Below are 15,657 nucleotides of genomic sequence, written 5' to 3'. Positions count from 1 at the left end.
TTTGCGGGAGGGAAATCATATGAATGCGGCAACGGTACGGCATATTTTGGACACGATGGAGAGCATGTTTCCGGATGCACATTGCGAACTGCATCACAGCAATGCGTTTGAGCTGACCATCGCCGTGCTGCTGTCCGCCCAGTGCACGGATGAAACGGTTAATAAAGTGACAAGGGATCTGTTTCAGAAATACAAAACGCCTCTGGATTATGTATCGGTACCGATCGAGGAACTTGAGCAGGATATTAGGCGGATCGGATTATACCGGAATAAGGCCAAACATATTCAGAATTTGTGCAGGATTCTGATCGAACAGTATGGCGGTGAGGTACCGGAAGCTCATGATGAGCTGGTCAAATTACCTGGGGTTGGACGTAAGACAGCCAATGTCGTCGTTTCCAATGCCTTTGGTGTGCCTGCCATCGCGGTAGACACGCATGTGGAGCGGGTTTCCAAGCGACTTGGACTGGCCGCCTGGAAAGATTCCGTGCTGGAAGTGGAGAAAAAGCTGATGAAGCGGGTACCGCGTGAAGAATGGACGCTGACCCATCATCGGATCATTTTTTTCGGACGGTATCACTGCAAGGCTCAAAATCCGCAATGCCCGGTATGCCCATTGCTGGATGTTTGCCGTGAAGGAAAGAAACGTATGAAAACCTTAGCAGTCAGGAAGAATAAGGAACAACTGTAAAACAGCAAGAAATAGACAAAAAAGAGGTTCATCTGATTCGTTGGGAACACGGTACTTTAATGAATAGCTAGCGAAATGGACATAATTGCAAGCAAGCGCAATGCTTGCCTTTGTCTCCGGATTTCTATCTTTAGCCGCATGGGTGAATGGAAATCTGGAAACAACAGTGATCAAAAGTCGGTTTTTCGCGAGGTAAAAGAGACGGTATCCTGGATCGGCATGAGCTAAATTTAAAAGAGGATGGGATTACACATGAAATGCATCTCTGTTTACACCGACAATTTTGAATTGTTCTCAGATATTTTTGAACATGTGGTGGAGAGCCAAAGCCAGCTGAGTGAGAATGAAGAGCAAGAAGTCGAAGGCGTGACGTTCAGTCATTCCGGGGATGCTCCCGAGCATTATCTGGAGCGTATGTCGCAGAAGCCTGAAGTGGTGGTCATGCGCGATAAATCACGCGGGTTAACCATTCTGCAGCACGGAAATGTCTTCGAAATTTTAATTCCGGCAGAAGAAAACACCGTTGTATCTTAAGTTCTTCAAATTTGATGTTTTAAAATATGAGATAAACCTGGTTCTTACAGGGTAATCGAGTGTGTATTATCAGCTCATACCTCCTGTATGTGCCGGCATCAAGAAGGTTTGGACCCATGGCAGGCAAGGAAGATCACTTCCTTGACCTGCCATTTTGCATAGATAAAGGACTGTTATATCAAGACAACGGCCGAAAATGAAATGCAATGATTCCTTTACAGTGCAAGCGGTGATAAAATAAAATGATGTGAATAGAATGTGTCAGAAATTGAGAGATCAATGGACAGGAGCGAGAAATGACATTGAAGTTGATGGCTGAGCATGAAATCGGATACAGTGTTACGGAACTAACCAGAGTTCGGGACCGTTTTTTGGAGTGGAATGACGAATCTTCCTCTGCTTTGACGGAGGATTTAATACGCAAGGGTACAGGTGGTGAGCTGACGCTGGCCTTCTGCGGACATTTTTCCGCAGGGAAGTCGAGCATGATTAATGCGCTTTGCGGCAAAAAGGTACTGCCCTCGGGTCCGGTACCGACAAGTGCGAATGTGGTTACAATCCGAAGCGGCGAGCCACGGGCGTTGATTCACCGATCTGCTGCGGAGCCTGGAGAGCCTTTAACGGTAACAATCGACGAACTTGCCGAATACTGCAAGGAGGGCCGGGAGTATTCCGCGATTGAAGTGTGGGATGATGTGCCGCTGCTTGGAGAAGATGGCGTCTTGATGGATACCCCCGGGGTTGACTCAACGGATGACGGGCACCGGCTTGCCACGCATTCTGCCCTCCATATGGCTGACATCGTTTTTTACGTCATGGATTATAATCATGTGCAGTCCGAGAGTAATCTGATGTTTGCCAAGAGTTTGTCCGATTGGGGCAAACCGCTGTATCTGATCGTCAATCAGATCGACAAGCATCGTGATGACGAGTTGACGCTTTCTGCTTATCTGAATGACGTGAAGAAGGCGTTCGCCCAGTGGAAGATCACGTATAAGGGGCTGCTATGCACTTCGCTTAAAGCTCAGGATCATCCCTATAATCAATGGGGGCTTCTAAAGTCCTTGATCGGTGAACTGATATCTCATAAGGAGCCGTTGCTGCGCTACAGCGTATCCTGCTCCATTCGTCATGCTGCCGATCAGCATGTGGAGGCCTATACCAGAAGCCATCAGGAAGAGAAGGAGCGGCTGCTGGAGGAAATGGGCGGCGAGGAGGCCGCAGCGGCGATGAAAGCGCGGCTGCAGGAGCTGGAGGATCAAAAAAGAACCGTCCAGCTGCTGCCAGAGACCGTTCGCTCTGAGCTGCGCAAAGAAGCGGATGCCCTTCTGGCAAACGCCAATCTGACGCCGGCGGATGTTCGGGATTTAAGTCTGGCTTTTCTGGAAAGCCGCAAAAGCGGTTTTAAAGTCGGGTTTCTGTTCACAGGCGGCAAGACGGAAGAGGAGCGTCGGCGCCGTCTCGAGGCTTTCTATCATCGATTGGAGGAACAGACCGCATCGCAGATCGATTGGCATCTGCGTTCGCTGTTCCGTAAAAGCGTGGAACAGCATACGGAGTGGAATACCGAATGGGAGAGCCTGATGGACGCTGAGCTTCCCGGTGTGCGGGAGGATATGATTACGCGGATCGTGAATCCGGAAGCGACGGTGTCCGGCGAATACGTACTGAACTATAACCGGGAGCTGGCCGAGGAAATCAAGGGCAGCTACCGCAGGGCCGTGTTGGTGCTGGCCGACCGGCTGAAGGCGGTATTGACGGACGCTGCGGCCGTCCGTCTGCAGGACCTGGAGCGCCAGGGTGCCGAGCTCCTGGCGCAATCTGCGGCTTCCGCCAGCTATGCAGCCCTGCAGCAGGCGGAAGCCGCCCGTGCGGCCGAGCTGGCGCAGCTGCTCCCGCCGCGCACCTCCCTCACCCCCGGCCTCCTGCCGGAGGTGAGGGAGCCGGAAGGGCAGCCCGCGCCAGCGGCTGCCCAGGGCGGTGCCCCGGCGGCGCAGCCGGGGCACGGGCGCACGGCGCCCCGCGCCGCCGGGACGCAGGCGGCGGCACCGCAGCGGCGCCAGCGGCTGGATGCCGCGGCAGCCGAGCTGCGCGCGGCGGCCGCGCTGCTGGCGCCGCATCCCGCGCTGGCATCGGCCGCGCGGGATATAACCGCCCGCGCGGATGCGCTTGCGGGCGGCTCGTTCACTTTGGCGCTGTTCGGCGCGTTCAGCGCCGGGAAGTCCTCCTTCGCCAATGCTCTGCTTGGCGAGTCGGTATTGCCGGTATCACCGCACCCGACAACGGCGGCGGTGAACCGGATTGTGGCACCAGCAGAAGGGAAAACCCATGGTACCGCAGACGTGCGCATGAAGAGCCGCGAGATGTGGTGGGACGATTTGAAGTACTCCTTCAGCGTGCTGGGTCTCCAAGAACCAACTCCGAGCAATTGGCGAAGCGCGGCAGAAGCATTGAATCCGGCCGGTATTCATCCGGCAGGATTGCCGCATTATGGGTTTCTGAAGGCTGCGGCAGCCGGCTTTGACATGATGGAGACCAAACTGGGTATGACAGAAACCGTAGAGCTGGCGGAATATCGGGGCTATGTGGCCGACGAAACCAAATCCTGTTTTGTTGACGGGATAGATCTGTATTACAGCTGTCCGATGACAGAGCAGGGGATCGTGCTGGTGGATACGCCTGGAGCCGATTCCCTTCATGCCCGGCACACCGGCGTAACGTTCAATTATATTAAAAATGCGGACGCTATCGTATACGTAACGTATTACAACCATGCTTTCTCCAAAGCGGATCGGCAATTCCTGTCCCAGCTGGGCAGGGTTAAAGACAGCTTTGCGCTGGATAAAATGTTTTTTATCGTCAATGCCGCAGATCTTGCACAATCCGAAGAGGAACTGGATGAGGTGGTGAAGCATGTTCGTACCAACCTGACGTCCAGCGGGGTAGGCAGCCCGCATATCTTCCCTGTTTCCAGTTTGGCAGCGCTGGATAGTAAGCTGTATGGGGATGAAGCGAAATTGCAGGAATCGGGGTTCCCGGTATTCGAAGATGCGCTTAGCCGTTTTGCGGTTGAAGAGCTGCCAAGGCTTTCAGAGCGCGCCGGTTATGATGAACTGGCTTCGGTGAGGGATCGAATCAGAGCTTGGGCCGATATGGCAGCCCAGGATGAGACCACGCGTGAGCGTAAAATCGTGGAGCTGGAAGAGGTTCACAAACGAGCCCTATCCCGTCTTGCGGCTTTAACGGAGATTAACATGTCCCGTGATATCGCGCAGGAAAGCAGCGAGCTGCTGTTTCATGTACGGCAGCGGCTGGATTATGCCATGAACCGTTTCTTTCAGGAGTCGTTTAATCCTTCCGTGCTTCGGGAGGACGCAGGTCACCTGAAATCGGCCTTTGCGGCTTGCGGGCGTGATTTGATGCGGACGATGTCCACGGAGCTGGATCAGGAGTTATGGGCAACAACGCTTCGATTAGAGATGGCCGGCCGCAAATTAACCGAAGACGCAGCGCTTAAAGCAGCAGCGGATATCAACGGTATGGCCGAGGGCTTGTCCCTTGCCATCCGGCGGGATAAGGACTGGTCATCGCCGGAGCTGGAAGAAACGGAATTGCAAATACAAGGGGATTGGTTGGCCTTCTGGTCGACATTTAAGAACCCGAAGCATTTCTTTGAGGGCAGCGGAAGCTCCAAGCTTCGAGAAGCGGCAGAGCCGAAGGTGAAGGAAGCCGTGGCGAGTGTGGTGAGCATTCGGGAAGAGCAGCTGACGGACCACTATGTTCGGATGAGTGTACGTTCATTGCAGCATCATGTATCGGTGTTGGAGGAACAGCTGAAGGAATCCATGGCTGCCATCCTCGGTTCGCTGCAGGACGGTCAGTCTCCGTTGTTGTGGAGTAAGCTGGCGAATGAGCTGGAAGCTATGATTCAGGCGGCTCGGTAATGGCGGATCTTATGCCATAACATGTGCACACAACGAAAGGTGTAGATGTTGGAGTCTGAAGCTTCCATACGAATAACGATGTTATGCAGGTCTAAACTCCAATCGCATACTTTTCCATCAAAGGGCGTCCCAAATGCCATCCTGGCGGGGCGCCTTTTTTCCTATGCTCGTTCGGGTGGATAAGGTCAAGAGGATGGTATGACATATTTTAATCCGTTACAACGTTCGCACTGGGGTGAAAACGGCTTAGGATTTTACCCTTTTTCAAGCATGTTCAAAAAAGTCGGAAATCGTGGATGAAGCCTGATGGTTGAAGGGACTGACAATGTGATTATATCCCCTAGTATTAATGAGAATTTCCGATGATTTCATTATGAAACAAAGATAAGTTATACTATTTGCCCCCTTTAGGTCCTTTTGGCTCATTTATGGCGGTTTTYCCTCTTTKCCGCGGGTTCAGGTCGATGATAAACTTCATAAATGCTACATAACCTGAACGAAAATAATCCAAAGGAGGATAAACATGAATGTTCTCAGGCAACTGCAGGGCTTCTTTTGGGAGAAACGAAGTTATCTTTTTCTTTCCATGCTGTGTCTGGCGATTGCAACCGCTTTAGGACTTGTCTATCCGCATCTGTTAAAAGTGCTGATTGACGATGCAATCAAGCTGGAGAATTACGGTATCGTACCGCAGCTGGCACTCACTGTACTGGGTGTGGTCATCCTTAAAGCTTTCATGCAGTTTTTGCACGGATTTTTTGGAGGGAGGCTGGGGAACTACCTGGCTTATGCGCTACGAAACGCCTGCTATGAAAAATTGCAATTTCTATCGTTCCGTTACTATGACACGGCTCGGACCGGGGATTTGATGTCACGGCTGACGGGCGATTTGGAAGCGATTCGAATGTTTATCGGCTTCGGTTTTGCTCAGCTGCTCAATCTGGTATTGATGGTGACTTTCGGTTCCATTATGATGTTTACCATTAGCTGGAAATTGACGCTCGTAACTTTGGTAGCGATGCCATTTTTGGTTGTGGCGGCTCTAAAGTTCGAATCCAAGATCCATCCGGCGTTCCAGGAGATGCGTCTGGCACTAAGCTCGCTGACGACCGCGGTTCAGGAGAATATCACGGGTGTTCGTACCGTAAAGTCTTTTGCTCGCGAGCCTCACGAAGTGGAGAAATTCTCCGAACGGAATGAGCGTTACAAAACCAACCAGATATTTGCCTCTTCCCTATGGGCCCGTTACTTCCCGATGATGGAGCTCTTCGCGAATATCAGTGTCGTCATTTTGCTAGCCGTCGGCGGAGCGATGGTCATCCAAGGTTCCATGACGGTAGGGGAACTGGCAGCTTTCTTTACTTTGATCTGGTACATAATCGGCCCGCTTTGGGGAATCGGGTTTCACATTAATAACTACACGCAGTCCAAGGCATCGGGTGAACGGGTATTGGAGCTGCTGAATCAGCCGATCGATGTCGAAGACCGTGAGCGTGCGGTAGATTTGGTGCCAAGCGAGGTGAAGGGTCATGTCGTATTTGATAATGTCACCTTTGCTTACGGTAACAAGATGGCGGCCGTCAAAGATATTAATCTGGATGCTCGTCCCGGCTCCGTGATTGGACTGCTTGGGGGAACGGGGTCTGGTAAATCGACCATTATCCAGCTCTTGATGCATGCCTACAATGTGAATCAGGGCAGCATCAAACTAGACGGCATGAACATTAATGATATAAAGATCCGGAGTCTGCGCAGCCAGATTGCCACGGTCTTTCAGGAGACCTTCTTGTTCTCGTCCAGCATCCGCAACAATATTTCTTACGGCATGAAGGACGTTAGCATGGAAGAAATTATCCGTGTTGCAAAGCTGGCCAAAGCCCATGACTTTATTATGGAAATGAAGGATGGTTACGATACCATTGTCGGCGAACGGGGGATGGGACTTTCCGGCGGACAGAAGCAGCGGATTGCGATTGCACGAGCCCTTCTGAAAGATCCGAAAATCCTGATCCTGGATGATGCCACCAGTGCTGTAGATATGGAAACCGAGCATGAAATTCAGTCCGGCTTCCAGGAAGTCATGAACGGCAGAACGACATTTATTATCGCTCACCGGATTTCTTCTTTGCGTCATGCGGATGAAATTCTCGTTCTGGATGAGGGAAGAGTTGTGCAGCGCGGCAAGCATAACGATTTGATTGCAGTGCCGGGGCCTTATCAGGATGTATACAAAATACAATATGCGGACCTTATTGCGAAGCAAGCTCAAGCAGGAGGCACGCAAGGGCAGGTGCAAGCATGAACGCCAATGTAAATACTGAACCGCATCAAAAGCAAAAGATTCCGAGGCCGCGGAAGCCTTCGGAAGAAACGAATGAACGTTTTGTATACAAGGACGACGATGCGATTGAAAAGCCGTTTAATTGGGCGCAGCTGACGCGTCTGATCTCGTATATGAAACCTTACGCCAAACAGATTCTCCCGTTGATCGGCCTTATGATGGTCATCGGTACCATAACGAAGCTGGCCATTCCGTTCTTGACCAGTTTGGCAATCGACCAGGCCATAGACCCGAGGGATGGCAACCCGAGCTTAACCCTATTGTATCAGATTACAATCGCGGTTCTTGCGATGTATATCATTCAATGGGTTGCAGGAATATTTCGTATCAGATTTACGAATATCATCGGTCAGCGGGTCATTTATGACCTGCGAGCAGATCTGTTCCAGCACATTCAGCGCTTATCCTTCAATTTCTTCGACAAGCGTCCGGCTGGATCTGTGCTGGTCCGGGTTACGAATGATGTTAACTCCCTGCAGGATTTGTTTACCAACGGGGTTGTCAACCTGATCATCGACTGCGTGCAGTTAGTAGGTATTGTCGTTATTCTTTTGTTAATAAACTGGAAGCTCGGTCTTGCTGTTATTGTCACGGTACCGATCATGTTCTTCATCTCGACGAAACTCCGTGTACGCATCCGGCGTGCATGGCAGGATGTACGGATTCGGAACTCGCGGATTAACTCTCACTTGAATGAATCGATTCAGGGGATCCGCGTAACCCAAGCTTACACGCAAGAAGAAGAGAATATGAAGTTCTTTGATAACATGAACATGGACAGCAAAAAGTCCTGGGATAAAGCGTCTGCCATGAACCAAGGGTTTGGGCCTCTTATCGAAATTACCGGCGGTTTYGGTTCATTGATCTTGTTCTGGCTCGGTGCCGTGTTGATCCAGCAAGGCGAGCTCACCATCGGTCTGTTAATTGCCTTCACCCAATATGTCGGAAACTTCTGGGAGCCGATCAACCGGCTTGGCCAAATGTATAACCAATTGCTTGTCGCCATGGCTTCCTCTGAACGTATTTTTGAGTTTATTGACGAGAAGCCGAGCATTGATGATCAGCCTGGGGCGAAGAAATTGCCAACGATTAAAGGGGACATCAAGCTGGAGAATGTGGTGTTCGAATACGAAAAAGGACGTCAGGCTCTCAAAGGGATCAATCTGAATGTAAAGGCAGGCCAGTCGATTGCGCTTGTCGGTCATACCGGATCAGGCAAGAGTACTATCATTAATCTGCTCAGCCGATTCTATGATATTACCGAAGGTAAGCTAACGATTGACGGATACGATATCCAATCGGTGACGGTGGAAAGCCTCCGCAATCAGATTGGCATCGTGCTGCAGGATACCTTTATATTCTCCGGCACGATTCGCGATAATATCCGGTTTGGCCGTCTGGATGCGACCAATGAGGAGATTGAGGATGTAGCCAAGGCGGTCGGCGCCCATGAATTCATCGTTCAGATGCCGGGCGGTTACGATACCGAGGTTGAAGAACGCGGGAATATGCTGTCTATGGGTCAGCGGCAGCTGCTGTCCTTTGCCAGGGCGCTCCTTGCCGATCCGCGGATTCTGATTCTGGATGAAGCAACGGCGAGTATCGATACCGAGACGGAGTTAAAAATTCAGGAAGCTCTTAAAGTGCTGCTTCAGGGCCGAACCTCCTTCATCGTGGCGCACCGTTTATCAACGATCCGCCATGCCGATCATATCGTTGTGCTGGATCACGGTAAGATTATCGAAGAAGGAAATCACAGCCAGCTTATGCAGAAGCAGGGTACGTACCATGGGTTGATTGAAGCACAATACCGATTTTTGTAAAAACGGCTTAACAAAGGTTTAACAAAACCGACACAAATGTAAAAAAAATGTCGCTCGATACTTGCAATCTTCTTCATAAACTTACAAAATAGAAGTAGAGTTTACTCAGAATTCATAGAAGAAGGGAAGCATGAGGGTATAATGAGCATCGAAAGCGTATTATCTGCGCCTGCACTGCTGATTCGAAACTTTGAGAAGAATGATTTGGAAGCTGTCACATCCTTGATGCGCGAACTGAATTATCCGACCACGCTGAATGTCATGCGTGAACGGATGGAAGCGATGAACGACAATCCTTTGTACGGCAATCTGATTGCTGAAGTTGATGGTGTTGTTGTTGGTATGATCATGCTTCGTCAAGTCAAATCCTTCACTATGACCGAACCGGTCACTCAAATTACTTCGGTTATTGTAACCTCAAGCTACCGCGGCCAAGGAATTGGCAAAAGATTGATTCGCGGTGCAGAGACATGGGGAAGACAGCATGGTAGCCACCTCTTGTTTCTCACAAGCGGCAACCGGGAAGAACTTGCTCCCGCACATGCATTTTATGAGCATATTGGATTTGAAAAGGCTGGATATCAGTTTAGTAAAAAGCTGTAATCCAGGGGCTTTTCATGAACCCATCCCATTTTTGGGATGGGTTTTTTCTTGTTATGACCTAAAAATCGATTGAAAGACCACCGATATAAAAAGAGATTCATCGCTTGAATCAGGCATTAATCACTACATATGATCTGGGACTAATGTCGACTTGATCACCTATGTATAGGTAGGAATTCAAGGGCGCTTTTCCAACAATTGTAGGATTGCTCAAGGTATCAAATGTGTTACAATGTGTTCGTACGAGATTACAAAAATGTAACTATTGTTTGATCGTCCAGCACCTTTGAAATTCATCTTAGAACGGGCGGTCAAGCAAACTCACAACTATGAGCATAGGAGATGAGCATTTATGAACAACCATTGGATAAAGAAAATCGCAGGCGGCAGCATTGCTGCTGTACTGGCTGTCGGTATCATGCTGCCCACTACGGCATCCGCAGCACCTGCTGAGAGTAATAATTATGTAAATTGGCAGCAAAAGATCCAGAAGTTCCTGGAAAGCCAAGGTTTTGAATCCCAGTTTAAATGGGTGGTTCAGAAGCCGCAAACGGAAAAACCTCAGGCAGACAAACCTGTTGAAACTCCGCAAACCAGCAAGCCAGAAACCACTAAACCAGAAGCGACGCAACCTGAAACCAGCAAACCGGAAACAAGCAAGCCTGAGACTAGCACTCCAACTACAAAACCGTCCCAGCCTTCCGAGCCGGCGGGTACAACGGAACAATCGAATTTTGCTTCCGAGGTTGTCACATTGGTGAACAAAGAACGTGCGAATGCAGGTCTGAAGCCGCTCACGGTCCATGCTAAGCTAACAACCGTAGCGCTGGATAAAGCGAAGGATATGAGTAATAACAATTACTTCAGCCACACTTCACCGACACATGGTTCGCCATTTGATATGATGAAAGCTTACGGTATTTCTTACGGCTATGCCGGCGAGAATATTGCTAAAGGGCAACGTACGCCTCAAGAAGTAATGAACTCCTGGATGAATAGCCAAGGTCATCGTGAAAACATCCTGTCTCCGAATTTCACCATGATCGGTGTTGGATATTATAACGGATATTGGGTTCAAGAATTCATCAGTCAATAAGCACTTATCTTGTTTCATATGAAGAGGCTGCCCCGGTCACGCATCGAAAGATTGCGTCCGGGGCAGTCTTCTTTGCGTGTTTTGATTTGCAAATTTTATATAGAAGTCTTAAGGTAATGTAATGAGGAGTTTTGTAGGGGGAATGTCATGAAATCATCTGCATGGATATGGCGAATCACTGCCTCCGTGTCGGTTATTGTAACGATTGTGCTCATTATCGGTTTTATGTATGCGTTCAAAGATATTAATGATCCGCAAGGACAGCCCTTGCTGACCGGTGGCGGATCCGAGGCGTCCGATGAAGAGACAGCGCCGGAACAGCCGGGGAGCGATCCGTCACAACCGGTTTTGCCCCATGATTTAAAGGTAACTGCGATTGGAGATTCACTGGCCAAGGGAACAGGGGACAACACCGGGAGCGGTTTTGTCCGCCGAAGCGTGGATCAATTAAATGGCGATGGACGAACAGCGAGCCTGCTGGCAAATCTGGCCATAAACGGAATGACTACCGAAGCACTGCTTCCCAAGCTGGATGACAAGGGAATACAGTATGCCTTGAAGCAAGCCAATGTGATTATGCTTTCGATCGGAGGCAATGATATATTTCAAGGCAGCGGGCTGATGGACGGGGCGGCGGATTCCGATGAGCTGGAGCTTGAACCTGCCAAGCTGATGGCCGCATTGCCGCAGGCCTCTGAACGCCTGCAGGCGATTCTGGAGAAGATTCGCGCCATTAATCCGGATGCCCGAATCGTTTATATCGGTCTCTATCATCCTTTTTCCGATTTGGAGGATTTGCTCATACCCGGCAATATCGTGGTCTCTGCCTGGAATCATTCGGTCATGGAGATTGTGAACCGGGATCCCAATATGACATTGGTCCCTACGTTTGATCTGTTTCAGCACAAGCTGGGCGAGTATCTGTCCTCGGACCATTTTCATCCGAACGGGGAAGGATATCAGGCTATAGCGGATCGAATTGTAGAGGGTATGCTCTAGGCATGATGAGGATGTCATATGGGGAGTTGGAAAACGATGAATGAACAAGCTCAAGAAATCGTGTTATCTGTCCAGCATGTAAAAAAGAAAATCGGTCGAAAATGGATTATACATGATGTGTCGTTCGACGTGCGCGCAGGCGAAATTTTCGGGTTCTTGGGGCCGAACGGGGCAGGAAAGACGACCACGATCCGGATGCTGGTTGATCTGATCAAACCGACCTCCGGCAAGATCGAGGTCTGCGGTTATGATGTGAACCGCCAGCAGGAGCAGGCGCTGCGTTATATCGGTTCCATCGTGGAGAATCCTGAAATGTATTCATATATGACGGGGTGGGAAAATCTTGAGCATTTTGCGCGAATGCAGCCCGGCATTGACCAGCAGCGAATACAGGAAGTTGTGGATACGGTGAGATTGGATCGAAGAATTCATGACAAGGTGAGCACGTATTCTCTGGGAATGCGGCAGCGGCTCGGGATAGCCCAAGCCCTGCTCGGCAGACCGAGGCTGCTCATTCTTGACGAGCCGACAAACGGTCTTGATCCGAAAGGGATCAAAGAGATGCGGCAGTTCATCCATCGGTTAGCCGAGGAAGGGTTGGCTGTTTTTGTCTCGAGTCATCTGCTGAGCGAAATCCAGCTGTTATGCGATCGCGTGGCGATCATCAGCAGCGGAAGAGTGCTTGCGGTTGGCGAGGTCGAAGAATTGATTGCCGGCAACAGCGATCATGTGATATGGGATCTGAATCCCGCCGTGCAAGGGAAACGGATATTGCAAAAGCTGGATTATTGCCACATCGTCGAACGCCCCGAGGACGTGCTCGACGATAATTTGCTCGCAGGCATGTCTCCGGACGCTGTTGTGACCCGCATGAGCACTACATACACGTCAAGAGCTGTGGAACGGCTGGTGGCCGCAGGAGTACAGGTCCGGGAGGTTCATCGGATCAATCCTACGCTGGAGCAGCTGTTCCTGCAGATGACGGAGGGTGAGAGTATTGAGTAACCTGTTGCCCCTGATCAAAAACGAGTGCATCAAAATTATCAAACGAAAGCGGTTTTATGTTGTCCTTCTCGTTCTTCTTGTTCTGGTTCCTATGTTTACTTATGCGCAGATGAAGTCAGCTGAACGGAGCCGGGAGAAGTTCAACAGTGATTGGCGGCTTGAACTTCAGCAGCGAATCACGGATAATGAGAATTCGCTTAGCAGTGACAGGGTGCCGGATGAATGGAAACGATATAGGCAAATCTTTATTCAGCAAATGCAGTATTATTTGCAGCATGATGTGAATCCTAATCAACCAAACGGGGTTACGTTTACACGGGAATTTTTGAATAATGCGATATCCCTGTTTATCCCGCTGCTCATTATGGCTATCGCCTCGGATATCGTCTCCGGTGAACGGACGACCGGTACCATCAAAATGCTGCTGACAAGGCCTGTGAAGCGATGGAAGGTGCTGCTCAGCAAACTGATCGCCTTGATCATGTTTACGTCTCTTATTGTCGTTTCCACCTTTGTCATAGCCTATCTGATCTCCGGCCTAGCCTTCGGATACAAGGGATTTGATATACCGGTATTCACGGGATTCCAAATTGTTGGGTCTGATGTGGATATGTCCGGCGTTCATGCTGTTCCACAGTGGAAGTATTTGCTGATGCAGGGTGGATTGGTGTGGTTTGTCGGCGTATGCGTCGGTATGCTGGCTTTTATGGTGTCCGTATTGGTTCGAAGCACGGCGGCGAGCATTGTGATCATGATGGCCGCATTGATTGCCGGAAATATTCTGACGAATATGGCATCGGCCTGGAGCAGCGCGAAATATTTGTTCATGGTAAACCTCAATTTAACGAATTATTTAGCAGGCAATTTGCCGCCAATTGAGGGGATGACTTTGAATTTTTCCCTTGCCGTATTGGCCGTCTGGGCCACTTGTGCGGTTATTGTTTCATTCAGTGTCTTTACGAGAAGGGATATCTTGAATTAAAATGGACAAAGCATGAAACATTTGTTTGCATTTTTTAGGGAACAGCGTTCTTCTAAAATATTGAAATGTAGAAATAGAAATACACGAGATACGTGAAATTGAAGGAGGAGCATGAATGGTCGAACAGATCGATATGTTTGCAGAGTCATCGAAGAACGGCGGTAACAACCGTTCAGGATACGATGCTGACGACATTCAAGTGCTCGAAGGCCTCGTTGCGGTGCGCAAACGGCCAGGCATGTACATAGGGAGCACAAGCTCGTCAGGCTTGCATCATCTGGTATGGGAAATTGTGGACAACGCCGTAGACGAGCATTTGGCCAAGTACTGCTCGAGAATTGAAATTACATTGCATAAAGACGGATCCGCGACGGTATACGACAACGGACGCGGTATTCCAACCGGAATGCACAAGACAGGCATCCCCACCCCGCAGGTTGTATTTACGATTTTGCATGCCGGCGGTAAATTCGGTGGTTCCGGATATAAGAAGTCCGGCGGTCTTCATGGCGTTGGCGCATCCGTAACCAATGCGCTGTCCGAGTGGCTGGAGGTTGAAATTTACCGTGACGGTAAAATTCATCGCCAACGATTTGAATACTGGCAGGACAAAAAAGGAAAAGAGCATGTCGGGGAACCTGTAACGGGTCTTGAGGTGCTTGGCAATACGAACAAAACAGGGACGAAGATTACGTTTAAACCGGATGCGCGCGTGTTTACCGCGGGAACGCATCTGAACTACGACACGCTTGCAGAGCGCTTACAGGAAATTGCCTTCCTGAACTCCGGACTCCGGATTGTATTGAAAGACGAGCGCAGCGGCAACGGGGAAGAGTTTTTCTATGAAGGCGGCGCAAGCCAGTTCGTTCAGTTCCTGAATGAAGGCAAGGACGTGCTGCATGATGTGATCCATTTTTACGCGGAGAAGGATGATATCGAAGTTGAAATCGCCCTTCAATATAATGCGGGATATACCGAAACGTTGGCTTCTTTCGTTAACTCCATCCCGACGCGCGGGGGTGGTACGCATGAGACGGGTTTTAAGACAGCTTACACCCGTGTCATGAATGATTATGCCCGCAAGAACAATCTTTTGAAGGAAAAGGACAAGAACCTGGAAGGCAATGATCTTCGGGAAGGCATGATGACCGTGATCAGCGTCAAGATGGCTGAGGTCGAATTTGTCGGACAGACCAAGGACCAGCTGGGAAGTGCTTCTGCACGCAGTGCGGTTGACAGCATTGTCACCGAGAAGATGCAAATCTTCCTCGAGGAGAATCCGCAGATCGCACAAACGCTGCTGAAGAAGGCCATCCAGGCTTCCAAAGCGCGTGAAGCGGCCCGTAAAGCAAGGGACGAGATGCGCAGCGGCAAGAAGCGAAGCGAAAGCTCCAATCTGGGCGGCAAGCTGACACCTGCGCAGTCCAAGGACTTTACGAGAACCGAATTGTTTATAGTCGAAGGGGACTCCGCTGGCGGTTCTGCGAAGCAGGGACGGGATTCGAAAATCCAGGCTATACTGCCTCTTAAAGGGAAACCGATGAATCCGGAGAAATCGAAGCTGGCCGACATCCTGAAGAATGATGAATACCGAGCAATTGTATCTGCCATTGGTGCAGGGATCGGTACGGAGTTTACC

At 50.0% G+C, this 15,657-nt stretch carries 11 protein-coding genes; all 11 read left to right on the top strand.

Annotated elements, in window-relative coordinates:
- The first annotated feature begins 19 nt into the window (after positions 1–19).
- Entirely contained in the window at positions 20–691 is a 672-nt protein-coding gene (gene nth / locus ACPV3A_RS05080) for an endonuclease III (RefSeq protein ID WP_220685808.1), read from the top strand.
- A 252-nt stretch (positions 692–943) separates the two neighbouring features.
- Positions 944–1,225: a hypothetical protein gene (locus ACPV3A_RS05075; RefSeq protein WP_006209564.1), complete on the top strand. Its 282-nt coding sequence runs from the start codon at positions 944–946 to the stop codon at positions 1,223–1,225.
- Positions 1,226–1,521: 296 nt separating this feature from the next.
- Positions 1,522–5,169: a dynamin family protein gene (locus tag ACPV3A_RS05070; protein WP_426198384.1), complete on the top strand. Its 3,648-nt coding sequence runs from the start codon at positions 1,522–1,524 to the stop codon at positions 5,167–5,169.
- 523 nt (positions 5,170–5,692) lie between these two features.
- Positions 5,693–7,471: an ABC transporter ATP-binding protein gene (locus tag ACPV3A_RS05065; RefSeq protein ID WP_194541990.1), complete on the top strand. Its 1,779-nt coding sequence runs from the start codon at positions 5,693–5,695 to the stop codon at positions 7,469–7,471.
- Entirely contained in the window at positions 7,468–9,333 is a 1,866-nt protein-coding gene (locus ACPV3A_RS05060; RefSeq protein WP_233354817.1) for an ABC transporter ATP-binding protein, read from the top strand. Before ACPV3A_RS05065 ends, ACPV3A_RS05060 begins: the two co-directional genes overlap by 4 nt.
- 141 nt (positions 9,334–9,474) lie before the next feature.
- Positions 9,475–9,936 carry a GNAT family N-acetyltransferase gene (locus ACPV3A_RS05055; protein WP_071218337.1) on the top strand — a complete coding sequence of 154 codons (462 nt, stop codon included), beginning with the start codon at positions 9,475–9,477 and terminating at the stop codon, positions 9,934–9,936.
- 352 nt (positions 9,937–10,288) lie between these two features.
- Positions 10,289–11,032 (top strand): CAP domain-containing protein, encoded by a 744-nt coding sequence (locus ACPV3A_RS05050; RefSeq protein ID WP_339223131.1) that lies wholly within the window; start codon positions 10,289–10,291, stop codon positions 11,030–11,032.
- A gap of 147 nt (positions 11,033–11,179) precedes the next feature.
- On the top strand, positions 11,180–12,031 hold the full coding sequence (locus ACPV3A_RS05045) for a GDSL-type esterase/lipase family protein (protein ID WP_339223133.1): 852 nt from the start codon (positions 11,180–11,182) through the stop codon (positions 12,029–12,031).
- Positions 12,032–12,067: 36 nt separating this feature from the next.
- Entirely contained in the window at positions 12,068–13,036 is a 969-nt protein-coding gene (locus ACPV3A_RS05040) for an ABC transporter ATP-binding protein (RefSeq protein ID WP_194545132.1), read from the top strand.
- Positions 13,029–14,018 carry an ABC transporter permease gene (locus tag ACPV3A_RS05035; protein ID WP_426198383.1) on the top strand — a complete coding sequence of 330 codons (990 nt, stop codon included), beginning with the start codon at positions 13,029–13,031 and terminating at the stop codon, positions 14,016–14,018. Before ACPV3A_RS05040 ends, ACPV3A_RS05035 begins: the two co-directional genes overlap by 8 nt.
- Before the next feature lie 115 nt (positions 14,019–14,133).
- On the top strand, positions 14,134–15,657 hold a 1,524-nt coding region (locus tag ACPV3A_RS05030; RefSeq protein WP_426198382.1), incomplete at its 3' end, for a DNA gyrase/topoisomerase IV subunit B.

The organism is Paenibacillus sp. Dod16, from assembly GCF_049893405.1.
GTDB lineage: Bacteria > Bacillota > Bacilli > Paenibacillales > Paenibacillaceae > Paenibacillus_AQ.
Note: the sequence above shows the minus strand (reverse complement) of the source record. Positions and strands in the feature narration are given on the sequence as shown.